The organism is Streptomyces sp. NPDC007264, assembly GCF_042869095.1.
Lineage (GTDB): Bacteria > Actinomycetota > Actinomycetes > Streptomycetales > Streptomycetaceae > Streptomyces.
Window position 1 is genome coordinate 143,176 of sequence record NZ_JBIAFD010000002.1, and the last position, 14,721, is coordinate 157,896.

19 protein-coding genes are annotated in these 14,721 nt (G+C 72.4%); 8 read left to right on the forward strand and 11 right to left on the reverse strand.

Annotated elements, in window-relative coordinates:
* Positions 1–7 precede the first annotated feature (7 nt).
* Positions 8–634 (forward strand): hypothetical protein, encoded by a 627-nt coding sequence (locus ACFYMU_RS03335; RefSeq protein WP_388367180.1) that lies wholly within the window; start codon positions 8–10, stop codon positions 632–634.
* A 56-nt stretch (positions 635–690) separates the two neighbouring features.
* Positions 691–1,113 carry an acyl-CoA thioesterase gene (locus ACFYMU_RS03340; protein ID WP_388367182.1) on the forward strand — a complete coding sequence of 141 codons (423 nt, stop codon included), beginning with the start codon at positions 691–693 and terminating at the stop codon, positions 1,111–1,113.
* Between the two features lie 401 nt (positions 1,114–1,514).
* On the opposite strand, the gene ACFYMU_RS03345 is transcribed toward ACFYMU_RS03340, so the two are convergent.
* Positions 1,515–2,225, reverse strand: coding sequence for a DUF4232 domain-containing protein (locus ACFYMU_RS03345; protein ID WP_388367184.1), 711 nt, complete (start codon positions 2,223–2,225; stop codon positions 1,515–1,517).
* A 407-nt stretch (positions 2,226–2,632) separates the two neighbouring features.
* Here ACFYMU_RS03345 and ACFYMU_RS03350 point away from each other — a divergent pair, with 407 nt between their 5' ends.
* The 3 genes from ACFYMU_RS03350 to ACFYMU_RS03360 are packed head-to-tail and all read left to right on the forward strand — an operon-like array spanning position 2,633 to position 4,005.
* A complete protein-coding gene (locus ACFYMU_RS03350; protein WP_388367186.1) occupies positions 2,633–3,394 on the forward strand; it encodes an SDR family NAD(P)-dependent oxidoreductase in 762 nt (253 codons plus the stop codon).
* 29 nt (positions 3,395–3,423) lie between these two features.
* Complete coding sequence (locus ACFYMU_RS03355; protein ID WP_388367984.1) at positions 3,424–3,795, forward strand: MerR family transcriptional regulator; 372 nt, start codon at positions 3,424–3,426, stop codon at positions 3,793–3,795.
* A gap of 42 nt (positions 3,796–3,837) precedes the next feature.
* The gene (locus ACFYMU_RS03360; protein ID WP_388367188.1) at positions 3,838–4,005 is read left to right on the forward strand and encodes a hypothetical protein; all 168 of its coding nucleotides are present in this window, start codon (positions 3,838–3,840) and stop codon (positions 4,003–4,005) included.
* Here ACFYMU_RS03360 and ACFYMU_RS03365 read toward each other — a convergent pair.
* Positions 3,955–4,356, reverse strand: coding sequence for a winged helix-turn-helix transcriptional regulator (locus ACFYMU_RS03365; RefSeq protein WP_388367190.1), 402 nt, complete (start codon positions 4,354–4,356; stop codon positions 3,955–3,957). The two genes, ACFYMU_RS03360 and ACFYMU_RS03365, sit on opposite strands and share 51 nt — an antisense overlap.
* Positions 4,357–4,562: 206 nt before the next feature.
* Here ACFYMU_RS03365 and ACFYMU_RS03370 point away from each other — a divergent pair, with 206 nt between their 5' ends.
* A complete protein-coding gene (locus tag ACFYMU_RS03370; protein ID WP_388367192.1) occupies positions 4,563–5,900 on the forward strand; it encodes an MFS transporter in 1,338 nt (445 codons plus the stop codon).
* Between the two features lie 84 nt (positions 5,901–5,984).
* Here the strand turns inward: ACFYMU_RS03370 and ACFYMU_RS03375 are convergent, their stop codons facing one another.
* Positions 5,985–6,839, reverse strand: a complete 855-nt coding sequence (locus tag ACFYMU_RS03375) for an SDR family oxidoreductase (RefSeq protein WP_388367194.1) — start codon at positions 6,837–6,839, stop codon at positions 5,985–5,987.
* A 96-nt stretch (positions 6,840–6,935) separates the two neighbouring features.
* Between ACFYMU_RS03375 and ACFYMU_RS03380 the strand changes: the two genes are divergently transcribed.
* Positions 6,936–7,733 (forward strand): helix-turn-helix domain-containing protein, encoded by a 798-nt coding sequence (locus tag ACFYMU_RS03380; RefSeq protein WP_388367196.1) that lies wholly within the window; start codon positions 6,936–6,938, stop codon positions 7,731–7,733.
* A 45-nt stretch (positions 7,734–7,778) separates the two neighbouring features.
* Positions 7,779–8,387, forward strand: a complete 609-nt coding sequence (locus ACFYMU_RS03385; protein ID WP_388367198.1) for an exonuclease — start codon at positions 7,779–7,781, stop codon at positions 8,385–8,387.
* Positions 8,388–8,426: 39 nt separating this feature from the next.
* Here the strand turns inward: ACFYMU_RS03385 and ACFYMU_RS03390 are convergent, their stop codons facing one another.
* The 8 genes from ACFYMU_RS03390 to ACFYMU_RS03425 form a co-directional block, all read right to left on the reverse strand.
* Positions 8,427–9,806: an 8-oxoguanine deaminase gene (locus ACFYMU_RS03390; protein ID WP_388367200.1), complete on the reverse strand. Its 1,380-nt coding sequence runs from the start codon at positions 9,804–9,806 to the stop codon at positions 8,427–8,429.
* Positions 9,807–9,867: 61 nt separating this feature from the next.
* Positions 9,868–10,806 carry a factor-independent urate hydroxylase gene (pucL, locus tag ACFYMU_RS03395; protein WP_388367202.1) on the reverse strand — a complete coding sequence of 313 codons (939 nt, stop codon included), beginning with the start codon at positions 10,804–10,806 and terminating at the stop codon, positions 9,868–9,870.
* An 8-nt stretch (positions 10,807–10,814) separates the two neighbouring features.
* Entirely contained in the window at positions 10,815–11,216 is a 402-nt protein-coding gene (gene uraH / locus ACFYMU_RS03400) for a hydroxyisourate hydrolase (protein ID WP_388367204.1), read from the reverse strand.
* Positions 11,213–11,728: a 2-oxo-4-hydroxy-4-carboxy-5-ureidoimidazoline decarboxylase gene (gene uraD, locus ACFYMU_RS03405; RefSeq protein ID WP_388367206.1), complete on the reverse strand. Its 516-nt coding sequence runs from the start codon at positions 11,726–11,728 to the stop codon at positions 11,213–11,215. Before uraD ends, uraH begins: the two co-directional genes overlap by 4 nt.
* Positions 11,729–11,832: 104 nt before the next feature.
* Entirely contained in the window at positions 11,833–12,201 is a 369-nt protein-coding gene (locus tag ACFYMU_RS03410) for a helix-turn-helix domain-containing protein (RefSeq protein WP_388367208.1), read from the reverse strand.
* Positions 12,198–12,449, reverse strand: coding sequence for a hypothetical protein (locus ACFYMU_RS03415; protein ID WP_388367209.1), 252 nt, complete (start codon positions 12,447–12,449; stop codon positions 12,198–12,200). The genes ACFYMU_RS03410 and ACFYMU_RS03415 overlap by 4 nt, the downstream gene beginning before the upstream one ends.
* A 337-nt stretch (positions 12,450–12,786) precedes the next feature.
* On the reverse strand, positions 12,787–14,073 hold the full coding sequence (locus ACFYMU_RS03420) for a Dyp-type peroxidase (protein WP_388367211.1): 1,287 nt from the start codon (positions 14,071–14,073) through the stop codon (positions 12,787–12,789).
* Positions 14,073–14,654 (reverse strand): copper chaperone PCu(A)C, encoded by a 582-nt coding sequence (locus ACFYMU_RS03425; protein WP_388367213.1) that lies wholly within the window; start codon positions 14,652–14,654, stop codon positions 14,073–14,075. Before ACFYMU_RS03425 ends, ACFYMU_RS03420 begins: the two co-directional genes overlap by 1 nt.
* Positions 14,655–14,721 lie beyond the last annotated feature (67 nt).

The window sequence follows — 14,721 nt, forward strand, 5'->3', positions numbered from 1 at the left end:
GCACGTCGTGCCCCGGCCGCCGACCGCCGCGCAGCGACGCGTCATCGATGCCGCCGACCCCGTGACCGGGCGGCTCAAGGGGACGGACGCCCAGCTCGCCGCGCTGGTGAAGCGGGGGCTGGCCTTCCGGCATCCGCGGCCGCCGCACGACCACTTCCTGACCCCGGCCGGACATCGCCTGCGCGAGGCACCCGCCGAGGAGGCGGCGACGACCGCCCCGGCCGAGGCGGACTCCGGCGTGTTCGCCGCGCGGGTCGGCGGCGAGGAGTCCGCGGACCGCTCCCCCGCCCGCCTGCGGGAGGTGCGCGGCGCCTGGCAGGGGCTGCTGGAGTTGCGCCGGATGACCAACCCGGGCGGCGCCACGGACCGCCCGTGCGGCTGGGAACGTGCGCATCTGGTGCGGGCCGCCGCGCTGGCGCTGGAGGCGGCGGGGCACCGGCCTGCGACCGGCGACGGCGTGGGCTACCGGGTGCGCGCGACCCCGCAGCCGGAGGCGGTCGCCGTGCGGGAGCCCGACCTCACGGCGCTGCGCGCCTGCGCGGCCACGCTGGAGGGGGCGGGCTGGCAGGTGAGCGAGCACACCGAGCCGCGGACGAGAGAGCGGTACATCCTCGCTTCCCCGCGCCGGGCCTGAGGGAGGCATGCCAAGATCGGCGGCAGAGGGCAACGAGCGTGAGAAAAGGGGAAGCAGTGAGCGAGCCGTTTTCCGTCCGGGTCTCCGTCCGCGGATACGAGACCGACGTGCAGGGCCACCTCAACCAGAGCGTGTACCTCAACTACGCCGAACACGCCCGCTGGTCGCTCCTGCAGGCGGCGGGCATCAGCCAGGCCGGGCTCGTGGCCATGGGGGTGGGACCCGTCGCCCTGGAGACGACCATCCGCTTCCGACGGGAACTCCTCGCCGGTGACGAGGTCGACGTGACGTGCGCCTTCGCCTGGGACGGGGGCAAGACGTTCCGGGTCGAGCAGACCATCCGGAAGACGGACGGCACCGTGGCCGCCGAGCTCACGGGGGTCGGCGGGCTGCTGGACCTCAAGGAGCGCAGGCTGGTGGCGAATCCGCAGGATCACTTCAGGAAACTGGCGACGGATCCGGGCCTGTTCGGGCTGTAGGAGCCGGGCCGTGCCCGGCCGACGGCCGCGGCGGCGCTCCCGGGTGCGGCGAGGGGCGGCCGGGCAGGCACCGCCCCTGTCGAGAACCGCCCCCGTCAGGGATACAGCCTCACGGAGTACGTCGACGTGAGGTTCGTCCAGAGACCGCCCGCGCAGTTGTTGCCGCCGATGTTCCAGGCCACGGTCGTCCGGATGACGGACATGACTTCTCATGGCGGTCCCCCGTTGCTCCTGCATTCCCCGGTCGGTGACATCGCTGGGCCCCGCGCGCCGTCGGCACGCTGCGCGTGCCCGGAAGGCATCGGCAGGGCCATGGTTGCCCGATGAAACTAACGGGGGCGACACATGCGATCCAGGCGGTTTCGGGCCATTCACGGACCGGGCAGGGCGAAGGTGGTACGTCAGCGCAGGGTGACCGGACGCATGGCGAGGCCCTCGGTGCCCGCCCAGGTCGTGACGCGCTGGCCGTCGTCGGCCGGGAACGCCGCGACGGGCATGGGCAGGTCGACCGGCTTCTCGGCCTCGGTCTCGCCGCCGGGGCTGCCGAGAGTGATGGTCATGGACGTCACGTCGTAGGTGTCCATGTGGCCGCCGGTGGCGAGCAGACCGGCGTACGCCTTCTCGCCGGGAGCGAGGGTGACGGGGTCGTCGGTAGTGCTGCCCTCCAGCCTCGGTGCCGGGCCCTTCGCGTCGCCGAGCGTGACCTCGGGGGCGTTCAGGACGTCGCACTTCTTGCCGCTCTTGTTGGTGGCGACGATAAGGATGTGGCGAGTCGGCTCGTCCCCGTCGAACTTCATGGCCGAGATCGACAGGTCCCCCAGACTGCACAGGGGGATGCTGGAGTTGTCCTCGCCGCCGGTGCCCTTGCTCTCTTGGCTTCCGCCCTTTCCGTCACCGGGCGCCGTCGTCTTCGCCGTCGCCGTCGGCGTCGTCTTCGCCGTCGGCGAAGTCGTCGCGCTGGACTGGGCCGGTGACTTGGATGCGTCCGCGGCATCGTCCCCACCAGGCTCGCACGCTGTGGTCGCCAGCAGCACGGCAACCGCTGCGGCGCCCAGGGCGCAGGCCCTCCAACCCCTCGGGCTCTTGCCGTTCGTGCAGGCAGTGGCGTTCATGATGTCTCCCCGTTTTCGGCTTACATGGTCAGTGTCGCTTCGACAGCCAAGCGATTCTGCACCGGGAATCGCTCACAACTCGCCATCCCCACAGTTCTGTTACTGATCAAGCACTTATCCGTCGGAAGACGGTGACCTGCAGCGGTCAACCGGAGCGGCGGCCTGTCCCAGGGAGAACGACTCCAGTCCGCCGTCGGCTACGTACCGCCCGCCGCGTACGAACGTGACGGGTGGCGACAACGGCCCGATCCCGGGGCCGTACTCCATGCTCCCGGCCGGCCCCGAACACCGCACTGGCGCCACCAGCGCCGTTCGCTCCCCCGCAAGGCGGTAGCTCACCCGGCGGCCACCGGCCCACCGGGCGCCGCTTGACCCTGCCGCTGGCGGCAGGGTTGAACGATGACCGCATGGACAGCAGCACCGCACCCCAGATCAGCAGGATCGTCGCCGTCACCGGGGCCGGCACCGGGATCGGCCGGGCAACCGCCCGCGCCTTCGCCGCCGAGGGCGCCCACGTCCTCGCCGTCGGCCGACGGGCCGAACCGCTCCAGGAGACCGCCGCCGGGCACGACCGAATCACCCCGCTGGCCGCCGACATCACCGCCGACGGCGGGCACGAGCTGATCGTCCGGACCGCGCTGGAGATGCACGGCCGGTTGGACGTGCTGGTCAACAATGCCGGCATCGTGCGCAGCGGTGCCCTCGGCACGCTCACGCCGGAGATGATCGTGCCGCAGATCGCCACCAACCTGATCGCACCCCTCCTGCTGGCCCAGGCCGCGCTGCCGTCCCTGGAGGCGTCCGGCGGAGTGATCGTCAACGTGAGTACGTCCGTGGGGCAGCGGGCCTGGCCGGGCAACTCGGTCTACGCGGCGACCAAGACCGCGCTGGAGCTGCTGACCCGCAGCTGGGCGGTCGAGCTCGCACCGCGCGGGGTCCGGGTGGTGGCGGTCGCGCCCGGCGCGATCGACACCCCGATCGGCGAGCACCAGGGACTGGCGCCCGAACGGATGGCCGCAGTACGGGAGTGGCAGTCGGCACACACCCCGCTGGGCCGGATCGGCCGACCGGAGGAGGTGGCCTGGGCGATCACCCGGCTTGCCGCACCAGCCGCGTCGTTCGTCACCGGGGTGGTACTCCCGGTCGACGGCGGGGCGGTCGTGGCGTGATAGGAGTTGCAGCCGGGAGGGTGGAGCGGGTGCAGATCGGTGAGCTGGCCAAGGCGACAGGGGCGACCGCCCGTGCGCTGCGGCACTACGAGCAGGCGGGGTTGATCTCCTCGGAGCGCGCCCCCAACGGTTACCGCATCTATGACGAGCGGGCGGCGGTGCGGGTCCGCAACATCCGCAACCTCCTGGCCGCCGGGCTCACCCTGGACGACGTGCGGGTCTTCCTGCCGTGTCTGGACGGCAACGTGACCACGGCCCCGCCGTCCGACAACGGTATCCGGGTCGCAGTGGAGCGGCTGGCGGTCCTCAACGAACGCATCACCGCCCAGACTGCGGTCCGGGACCGCCTGGAGACCGCACTGCACCGAGCAGGCAGTGGCCGGATCCCGCCAGCGGCCTGACCGGCCACCTCACCGCTGAGCCTCGGCGCCGCCGTCGCGGGTGTGCAGGACGCCGAGGGATTCACCCCGGCCGACCCCGAACCGCGCATGTTCTACCGTGAACTGCGCCCGATCAGCGACGACTTCGTGGCCGAGGCGCTGGCGGTGGACGGCCGCGGCCTACGCGTCGAGCGGCTCCGGCCGGTGCTCGGCGTCGTAGGCCGCTCGTGACTCGGCGATGTGGACGCGGTTGCGTTCGGCCCAGTCCGTCAGCCGCTGCAGGGTCTCGTGCAGGTCGCGGGCGACCGGGGTCAGCGCGTACTCGACCTTCGGCGGCACCGTCGGATGGACGGTGCGTGTGACGAGCCCGTCGCGCTCCAGGTTGCGCAGGGTCAGGGTGAGCATGCGCCGACTGATGCCCTCGATGCCGCGCTCCAACTCGGTGAAGCGGATCGGCCCGTGCGCGGCGGCGACAAGGATCTGCACGCTCCACTTGCCCGCCACCCTGTCAAGAACTTCGCGCACCGGGCAGGCGTGCGCGTTCACGACCTGCGCGGTAACACCGGTGTTCCTCCGGGACATCGGACTGCCTCCTTACGCCGGTCTCCATGGTCACCGACGATGTCCCCTGTTACAAGTCGTGCACCTATGGTTCCGATGGAGAAGGCGGAGGCCCCGAGGCCATGTCGATCAGGAGCGCATCGCGCAGACCATCACCAGTAAGGGTGTCGCCGCATCGGACGTACTCCCGCTGGGCCTCCCTGGCCGTCCTGTGCGCGGGAACGCTGATGACGATCCTGGACGGCAACGTCGTCACCGTGGCCATGCCGGCGATCCAGGGCGATCTGGGTTTCAGCGGGCCGGGGCTCGCCTGGGTCGTCAACGCGTACCTGATCCCCTTCGGCGGGCTGCTCCTGCTGGCCGGACGGCTCGGCGACCTGGTGGGCCGCAAGCGGATGTTCGCGGCGGGACTCGCCGTCTTCACCGCGGCCTCCGTGCTGTGCGGGGTCGCCACCGGCCCGGGCATGCTGATCGCGGCGCGGGCCGTGCAGGGCGCCGGCGGGGCGATGGCGTCGGCCGTGGTGCTCGGCATGCTGGTGACCCTCTTCCCCGAGCCGCGTGAACAGGCCCGCGCCGTCGCGGTGTTCAGCGCGGTCGGGGCGGCGGGCGGGGCGCTCGGCACCTTCCTCGGCGGGGCACTGACACAGGCTCTGGGCTGGCACTGGATCTTCCTGATCAACCTGCCGATCGGGGTGGCATCCTGGGTCGCCGCCGTCCGTGTCCTGGCGCCGGAGAACGGTGCCGGGCTCGGAAAGGGGGCCGACTGGCCGGGGGCGGCCCTGGTCACCGGCGCGCTCACGCTCACGGTGTACGTGATCGTGGGCTCCGCCGACCGCGGCTCTGCCGTCACCCTGCTCCTGGCCTCCCTCGCGCTCGCCCTCTTCGCGGCGTTCACGGTCCGGCAGGCGCGGACCCCGCGGCCGCTGCTGCGGCTGCGGCTGCTGCGCTCGCGGCTGCTGACCGGCGCCAACGCCGTGCAGGTCCTGCTGATCGGAACCATGTACGGCTTCCAGTTCATCGGCGCGCTCTACCTGCAACGCGTCCTCGGCTACGGCGAGTTGCTCACAGGTACGGCGTTCCTGCCCACGCCGGTCGTGATCGGCGTGCTGATGCTCGGGCTGTCCGCACGCGCCGTCGGCCGGTTCGGCGCCCACCGGGTGCTGTCGGCCGGGCTCGTGCTGATCGTCGCCGGGATGGTGCTGCTCGCCCGGGCTCCGGTCGACGGCTCGTACGTCACCGACGTGCTGCCGACGCTGCTGCTGGAGGCCACCGGGTTCGCGGCCGCGATGCCCGCGCTCACCGGGCTCGCGATGTCCGGGGTCCGGGAGGAGGACGCGGGGCTGGCGTCCGGACTCTTCAACACCACGCAGGTGGTGGGCGGTTCACTGGGCCTCGCGGTGCTGTCGACGCTCGCGGCGAGCCGGACCGACGGGCTGCTCGCCCGGGGGGTGGAACTGGTCCCGGCCACGGCGGCGGGATACCGGTCGGCCTTCGGGGTGGCGGCGGCACTCTCGGCGGCGGCCCTGGCGCTGACGGCGGCCGTGCTGCGGCCCGGACCGCGGTGAACGGCCGGGCGGGACGGGGCTTCCCGCGGGCGGGCAGCGGGGCGGCCCTTCCCGCACCCGCCCGCCCCGCTGCCCGCCGCGGCGTCACGGCCGCTCGAACGCCTGCCTGTGGTCCTGCACCCACTGCCGGTAGGTGCGGGGCTCCCGCCCGAGCACCTCCGCCACCTCCCCCGTCACCACGGCGTTGCCGCCCCTGGCGATGAACTCCCTGCTCTGGTCGGCCCCCGCGATGAACCCGTCGCTCAGCCCCATGGCGCGCAACCGCTCCGCCGCCTCGGCCGACGAGAGGTCGCGCGTCGCCACCGGGCGGCCGAGGACCTCGGCGAGCACGGCCGCCTGGTCCGCGGCGCTGAGCACCTCGGGGCCGGTCAGGGTGTACGTCCTGCCCTCGTGCCCCGAGCCGAGCAGGGACCGGACGGCCACCTCGGACACATCGCGCGGGTCCACGACGCCCTGCCCGCCGTCGCCCATCGTGTTCGGCACCGGCTCGCCCGAGCGGACCGCTTCCGCCCACGCCAGGGTGTTCGAGGCGAAGGCCGAGGGCCGCAGGATCGTCCAGTCCAAGCCGCTGTCCTGGGCGGCCCGCTCACCGGGCAGGTGCCAGGTACCGAACGGGCCCACCGCGGGGTCGCCGGTGGCTATGGAGGAGAGCTTCACGATCCGGCGCACGCCCGCAGCCTTCGCCGCCGCCACCAGGTCGCGGTCGTGCCCGGAGTCCTCCGGCCCGAACATCCCCACCAGGAAGGCGGCCCGGACGCCCGCCATCGCCGCCTCGACGGACACACGGTCGCGGTGGTGGCCGACAGCCGTCTCCACACCCTCCGGCACCTGGGCCTTCGCGGGGTCCCGGGTGAGGGCGCGCACCTTCTCGCCGCGCGCCGCGAGCCGCCGTACGACGTCACTGCCTATGGTGCCCGTGGCACCGGTAACGAGGATCATGACCACCACGGTGGCGGGCTGCCGCTCTGGGCTCTAGGAAATTCCGGCACGGTCCAGCAGCCCCGGCGGGGGTGCGACGGCCTTACCGTGGGCAGGGTGACCATCGTTCTCACCGAGCGCACCCTCCCCCTGCCCGACGATCTGCGCCCCTGGATCGACGACGCCGGGCTCGTGCCCTTCGACCGTGCACCGCGCCCCACGGTCACCCAGGCGCCGGACCCGGCGACGAAGCTGGTCGTGCGCGTGGAGAAGAACGGACGACGCGACGCCCTGATCATCGGCCCCCGCGCCCGCGCCTCCTACAGCGTGGGCAAGCGCCTCGTCTCCTGTGTGCAGCTGCGCCTGGCGCCGGGCACCACCCGCCCGCTGCTGGGCGTACCCGCGGCCGAGCTGGTGGGGCGGGCGGTGCCGCTGACCGGGCTGCCGTCCCCGACGGCCCGGCGGCTGGCCCGCGAACTGCCGGACATGGCCCTCGAACAGGTGGTGGGCCATCTCGCCGAGGTGCTCCCCGACCGGCTGGCCACCGTCGCCGACCGCTCCCGCACGGAGCTGCTGAGGGCCGGCGTGGACGCGATGTCGCTCCGGGCCGGGCACATTCCGGGCCCGGTGCGTGAGGTGGCACGGGACCTCGCCGTCAGCGAGCGCCAGCTGCGCAACCTGTTCGCCGAGGGTGTCGGCCTCTCCCCCAAGCACTACGCCCGCATCAACCGGGTGCGCGCCGTTCTGGCCCGTGCGACCACCCTCCCCTGGGCCGACCTGGCGGCCTCGACCGGCTACTACGACCAGTCGCACATGACGTCCGACTTCCGCACCCTGATGGGCGTGCCGCCCCGCTCGTTCTTCACCGGCCGGCTGCCCGCCGCCCAGCCCTGCCAGGTGCCGCGGCGGGCCTGATATCCGGGTGCGGGCCGCGGTGCCGGGCTGTCATGCTGCACATCCATGGCAGCACGAAAGATCAAGCCGAGCCTGTACATCTCCGTCGACATCGAGGCCGACGGCCCGATTCCGGGGCCGTACTCCATGCTGAGCCTGGGCGCCGCCGTGGCCGGTGTGCAGGACGCCGGCGGATTCACCCCGGCCGACCCCGAGGAGCGCACGTTCTACCGGGAACTGCGCCCGATCAGCGACGACTTCGTGCCCGAGGCGCTGGCGGTGAGCGGCCTGGACCGCGAGCGGCTGACGACCGAGGGCGCCGAACCGGCAGTCGCCCTCGCCGAGTTCGCGGACTGGGTGAGGGAGGTCAGCGTGGGCGCGCAGCCCGTGATGGGCGGCTACCCGGCCTCCTACGACTGGACGTTCCTGTACTGGTACCTGATCCGCTTCACCGGTGCGAGCCCGTTCGGTCACTCCGGGTGCCTCGACATGAAGACGCTGTACGCGACAAAGGCGCGGCTGCCGCTGCGGGCGGTGGTGAAGGGCACGATGCCCCGCCATCTGCTGTCCCGCCGCCGCCATACGCATCATGCCCTCGACGACGCCGTCGAGCAGGCGGAGTTGCTCGCCAACCTCATGGCGTGGCCGGGTCCCGAGCCGGCGCCGGGCGCGTAGGGCTCGCAGCGCGCGTCCGGCCGGGGTCCCCGCAACGGGTCAGCCGCGCGCGGCGATCCGGGCCAGGCGGCGGGCCTGCTCCCGCGTGGAGCGGGCGACGGCCTCCTCGTCGACGTGCAGCAGCCGGCCGTTCTCCACGATCTGCCGGCCGTGGACGAACGAGGCGGTCACCGGCGCCGCCGCGCCGAGGACCAGGGCGGTCACCGGGTCGGCGATCGACGCGTGGGCCAGCGTGTCGAGCCGCCACAGCACCAGGTCGGCGAGCTTGCCCGGTTCCAGGGAGCCCAGCTCGTGGGAGCGGCCCAGGACCTGGGCGCCCCCGTAGGTGCCCAGGCGCAGCGCCTGACGGGCGGTGAGGGCGGATTCGCGGTGCGGGCCCAGGCGGTTGATGAGGAGCGCGTTGCGCAGTTCGGTGTGGAGTTCGCCGGACTCGTTGGAGGCGGTCCCGTCGACGCCGAGACCGACCGGGACGCCGGCGGCGAGCATGCCGGGGACGCGCGCGATGCCCGCCGCGAGGCGGGCGTTGGACGACGGACAGTGGGCGACGCCCGTCCCGGTCCGGGCGAAGGCGGCGATGTCGGCGTCGTTCATGTGGACGCAGTGCGCCATCCACACGTCCTCGCCCAGCCAGCCCGTCGAGGCGAGGTAGTCGGTCGGGCCCATGCCGAACAGCTCGTGGCAGAACTTCTCCTCCTCCACCGTCTCCGAGCCGTGGGTGTGCAGGCGCACCCCCTTGCGACGGGCCAGCTCGGCGCCCTGCCTGAGGAGTTCGGTGGAGACGGAGAACGGCGAGCAGGGGGCGACCGCCACCTGGGTCATGGCGCCGAAGGAGGCGTCGTGGTGCTCGTCGACGGCCGCCTCGGTCGCGGCGAGCGCGCCCTCCAGGCTCTCGACGGCGAAGTCCGGCGGCAGGCCGCCGTCCGTCTCGCCGCGGTCCATGGAGCCGCGGGCCAGCGTGAGGCGGACGCCGGTCTCGCGGGCGGCGCGGACGATGGCGCCGGACAGGTCGCCGGAGCCCTTCGGGTAGATGTAGTGGTGGTCCATGGCACAGGTCACGCCGCCGCGGGCCATCATGGCGAGCGAGCCCTGCGCGGCCGCGTGGACCATGGTCTCGTCGATGCGCGCCCAGGTCGGGTAGAGAGCGACGAGCCAGTCGAAGAGGTTGTGGTCCGTGGCCAGGCCCCGGGTGAGCCACTGGTAGAAGTGGTGGTGGGTGTTGACCAGGCCGGGGGTCACGAGGTGGCCGGACGCGTCGATGCGGCGTACGACGTTCTCCAGCCCCTCGGGGGCGTTGCCCGCGCCGACCGCCTCGATGCGGTCGTCCGCGACGACGACGTACCCCGCGTCGTATTCGGTGTCGTCGGCGTCCACGGTCGCGATCGCGCCGTTCTCGATGACGATGCGCCGGGCTGCTGCCATGGTTCGTCGTCCTTGTCCGTCAGAGGTCAGGGGGCAGGCGTCAGAGGTCAGGGGTCAGAGGTCAGAGGTTGGTGAGGTCCGCGGGGATCCTCGCCTCGCAGCCGGCCCGCAGGACGGTGGCCTCGATCAGGCCGTACGGCCGGTCGGCGGCGAAGTACACCTCGTTGTCGTTCGTCAGCCCGAACGGCTCCAGGTCGACCAGGAAGTGGTGCTTGTTCGGCAGCGAGAAGCGGACCTCGTCGATCTCGGAGCGGTGGTCGATGATGCGCGCGCCCATCCGGTACAGGGTCTGCTGCAGCGAGAGGGAGTAGGTTTCCGCGAACGCCCGCAGCAGATGCGTACGGGTCTGCTCGTAGGACTCCTCCCAGTCGGGTGCCTTCTGGCCGTCGTCGGTCCAGTTGAACCGCCAGCGGCCGGAGACCTCGGTGGCCAGGATGCGGTCGCGGGCCTCCGGCAGCGTCGTGTACGCGTCCTTGACGTAGCCCCAGAACTCGGAGTCGGTCGTGTTCATCACGACGAGGTCCTTGAGACCGGAGACCACCTCCCACGACGAGCCGTCGTAGGTGATCTGCGTCAGGCGGGTCTCCCGGCCGCTGCGGACGAAGGAGTGCCGGGGCTCGTCGGCTCCGGCTTCGTCGTCGGACGCGGCGATCCGGTCCCAGGTGTACTCCTCGATGCGGACACGGGCGCGGTGGATGGACTCCTGGGAGGTCACGAAGTGGCGGGCGAGGTGGACGGCGAACTGCTCGGCGGACTCGACGCCGTGCTCCTTGGCGAAGGCGAACACCGTGTTCTTGGTGGTGTCGGTGGGCAGGACGGTGGCGTTCGAGCCGGAGTAGTGGACCTCGTCCATGTCGCCGGAGAGCGACACCGACACGTTCAGGTCCCTGATGTGGTGGGTGGCGCCGTCCCGCGTGATCCTGACGACTCGGGTCTCCGCCTTGCCGTACTGGTTCTGCCCCAGTACCGCGGGGCGGGCCGGTTGGGAATGGACTGCCATGGTGTCTGCTAGCTCCCTCGGTATACGGAGTAGCCGAACGGGCTGAGCAGCAGCGGCACGTGGTAGTGCTCGCCCGGCTCGACGGCGAACGTGATCGCCACCTCCGGGAAGAAGGCTCCTACGGCACCGCTGTCCCGGTTCGCGGGGGCGTCCTGCTGCGCATCGGCTTGCATCTTCTCGACGTACGCCCCGACCGCGAAGTCGAGCCGCACATGGGTGGTCCCTTCCGGTGGGGCCGGGAGGTTCGCGCACCGCCCGTCCGCGTCCGTCACGGCGCCGCCGAGCGCCCGCCAGTCCGCGTCTCGCCCCGGGCGGGCGAAGACACGGACGGCGATGCCCGCGGCGGGGCGGCCCGCGCTGGTGTCCAGGACGTGTGTGGACACGGAGGCGGTGGTCCGGGTGTCGCTCATGCGCCGCCCCCGTCGAGGAGCCGGGCGAGCCGGATGCGGTTGATCCTGCCCAGTTCGGTGCGCACGATCTCCCGCTCCCGCTCGGGCGCGTTGCCGATCCGTTCCCTGAGCGCGTCACGCATCTGCTCACCGGTCCTGCCGGTGGCGCAGATCAGGAAGACATGGCCGAACTTCTCCTGGTACGCCAGGTTGAGTTCGAGCATCTCCTCCCTGAGCTCCTCGGAGGCGGCCGCCATGCCGCGCTGTTCCCGGGCCGAGGCGGGGTCCCCGGGCCGGGGGCGGCCGATCGGCGGGTGCCCGGCCATCGCCTCCTGAAGGTCCGCCGCGGTCAGTTCGGCCAGGGCGGCGTCGCTCGCGGCGTAGAGGTCGTCGGCAGTGGTGTAGGGGTGTGCGGCGGCCAGCCGGCCGGCCCACGCCGTGCACGCGCACGCCTCGCGGAGGACGGCGAGGGCCGCCTGCTCCTCCAGGGCGTTGAACCGGGCGAGACCCGGCGGCGCGGAAGTCGAGGTCACGAGGGCCTCCGGGGCCTTGGTCCGGAACGGGCTGGGACCAGCTAACGCCCCGCGTGTCACGACGTCAACACTTTGTTGAAAATTCTGGGTCAACGGACGCGGGCTCAGCCCTGCTTCTCGCGGTTGAGGTAGTTGTAGACGGTGAAGCGGCTGACCCCGAGCGCGCTCGCCACGGTCTCCACCCCGTGCCGCACGGAAAAGGCGCCGCGCGCCTCCAGCGTCCGCACGACCTCCTGCTTGGCCTTGCGGTCCAGCTCCGCCAGCGGCTTGCCGCCCTTGCGCTCCATGGCGGCCAGGACGTGATCGAGCGAGTCGGCGAACCGCGGCAGCCGTACGGCGACGACGTCGGCGCCCTTCCAGGCGAGCACGACGTCGTCGGGGCCGGCCTGGTCCGGGGGCAGCAACTCGCCCCCCATCGCGTCGACCAGCGGCTTCACGGCCGTGATGAAGGGCTCGTCCCCGGTCTCGGTCATCTGCCGCCCTCCTCCACCACGTTGACCTGCAGCGAGATCCGGGTGGCACCGGCCTCCAGGGTCTTGCGCAGCAGCGCGTCGACCGCGGTCAGCACCGTGTCGGCGCCTCCCACGGCGGTGTTGCCGAACGGGCCGACGTCGACGGCGTCCAGGTCGACCGCCTCGATGACCTCACGGGCGACCAGCGCGTGCGCGGGCGCCTCGTCGAGATCGAAGGGCTCGGTCGTGAATTCCACTCTCAATCGCACTGTGCCCCCATGGCATCGGCTTCGACCTGCGCGTTGTCTCAGCCCTCCGGCCGAGAGGGCACATCCACGGCTCGCTCCGGGACGACCCTAACGGACGCGTCGCCCACGCCCCAGCGGCCGGAGGGAACGCATGAGCGGGCGCGGGGAGCGGGAGTCCATGGACAGGGGCGGAGTGAGTGGTGGATGCGCGGGACCCAGACGCGGGGGACACGAACCCGCGGGGGACACAAGCACGCAAAAAACACGAACTCCCGGGGCACACGAACCCCCGGGAGAAAGACCCAGCGCCCCGGTCGCGTGTTCCACGCTCGCGTCCGGGGCGCTGCCGTCCTGCCGTCTACCCCAGCAGGGTCTCGCCGATCCAGCCGCCGGGCGCGCAGCCGGGCGGGACGGCGAAGACGGCGGACCCGACGGGGGTGGTCCACGTGTTGAGGAGGTCGGACTCGGCGAGCCTGCGCTGGATGGGCAGGAACTGCTCGCCGATGTCGCGCTGGTAGGACACGAAGAGCAGACCGGTGTCCGGGCGTCCGCCCGAGTCCGGCGCGTCGTCGTAGTTGAAGGGGCGGCGGAAGATCTTCAGCCGGTCCTCGTTCACGCGGGCCCGCCGCATGTGGGAGAACTCGGAGATGACCGGGAAGCCGAGCTCGTTCCTGGCCTCGAAGTCGGGAACGTCCTTCTCGTGCGTGCCGGTGAGCGGGGCACCGGTGCGCAGTCGTCGGCCGATGGTGAACTCCTTGGCCTTGGTGTCGGCCGCGTCCCAGGTCTCCAGCTCGATGCGGACCCGTCGTACGACGCAGGTCGTGCCGCCGCCCCGCAGCCAGTCGGGCCCGGAGTCGGTCCACACCGCCTTGGCGAAGGCGTCCTGGCCGGGTACCGGGTTGGCGGTGCCGTCGAGTTGGCCCATGAGGTTGCGCTGTGTCACGCCGTCGTCCTGGATGCCGCGCCCGCGACGGAACCCGCGCTGCGTCCAGCGCAGCCGGGCGAACGAGCGCGCGTCCTTGACGATCATCCGCTGCGCGTGGGCGACGGTGACGGGGTCGTCGGCGCAGACCTGGACCAGCAGGTCGCCGCCGCTCCAACGGTCCTGGAGCCGGTCGATGGGGAAGCGGGGCAGGGGCGTGAGCGACGCGGGCCGCTGGTCCTCCAGTCCGGCGGCCTCGAAGAGGCCGGGGCCGAACCCGAACGTGACGGTCAGCCGGGCCGGCAGCTCCGCGAGGTCCGCCTCGGTGTCGGCGAGGGCCGACGCGCCCTGGGTGAGGCGCGCGGCGTCGTCGGTGAGCAGCCGCATCATCCGGCCGAGCCCCGCGCGGTCCACTCCGGGAGCCAGGTCGAAGCCGAGGAACACACCGTGAGCCTGGGCCGGGGTGGCGATCCCCGCCTGGTTCCGGCCGTGGAAGGGGACCTTCTGCACGCCGTACGCGACGTCCTGCGGCCGCGCCGCACCGGTGCCGGAGGCAGAGCCGGAACCACCGTCGGCCGCGGCGACGATTCCGGCCCCGGCCAGCGCTCCGCCGAGGGTGAGCGCCCCGCCGGCCAGCAGCCGGCGGCGGCCGACCGCCGCGGTGCCGCCCGCCGCGCCGGTGGACGCGGCGGGGGGTGTGGGACTCGTGTCCATGGCGGGCATCAGCCCTTCTTCATGCCGGGCATGTAGTTCTCCTTGCCGCCCGCGAACGCCTTGGCGACGGCGGTGAACTTCACGGTCCGGCCGTCCTGCAGCGTCAGGGTCACGGTGACCTCGTCACCGGGCTTCACCGCCTTGGTCAGGCCCATCAGCATCACGTGGTCGGAGCCCGGCTGGAGTATGTGGCTGCCCTTGGCGGGGATGACGAAGCCGCCCTTCTTCGGGCGCATCATCGACTTGCCGTTGACGTCGGCGACCTCGTGCAGCTCGGTCTTCTGGGAGACGGTGGAGACGCCGGACACGATCGTGATCTTGGCGTCGGTGTTGTTGACCAGGGTGGCGAACACGCCCGTCATCTTGCTGTCGGCGGCCTTCACCCACGGGTCCTTCACCGTCACCGGCGCCGCGGCCGCCGTGGCCTTGGCGGGCGTCGCGGTGGCGTCGGCCTTCGCGGAGGAGGACGACCCGTCCGTGCCGCATCCGGCGAGGGTGGCGAGGCACAGGGCGGCGGCCGCCGTGGCGGCGGCGAGGACATTCCGGCGGGTGGAACGTCCGGGCGTGGTCTTGGTCGTGGTGGTGCTCATGGGGAATGGCCTCCGGCTCGGTTGCGGCATCGCCTCCGCAGTTGCACCAGAGGTCGGGCCGCACCGG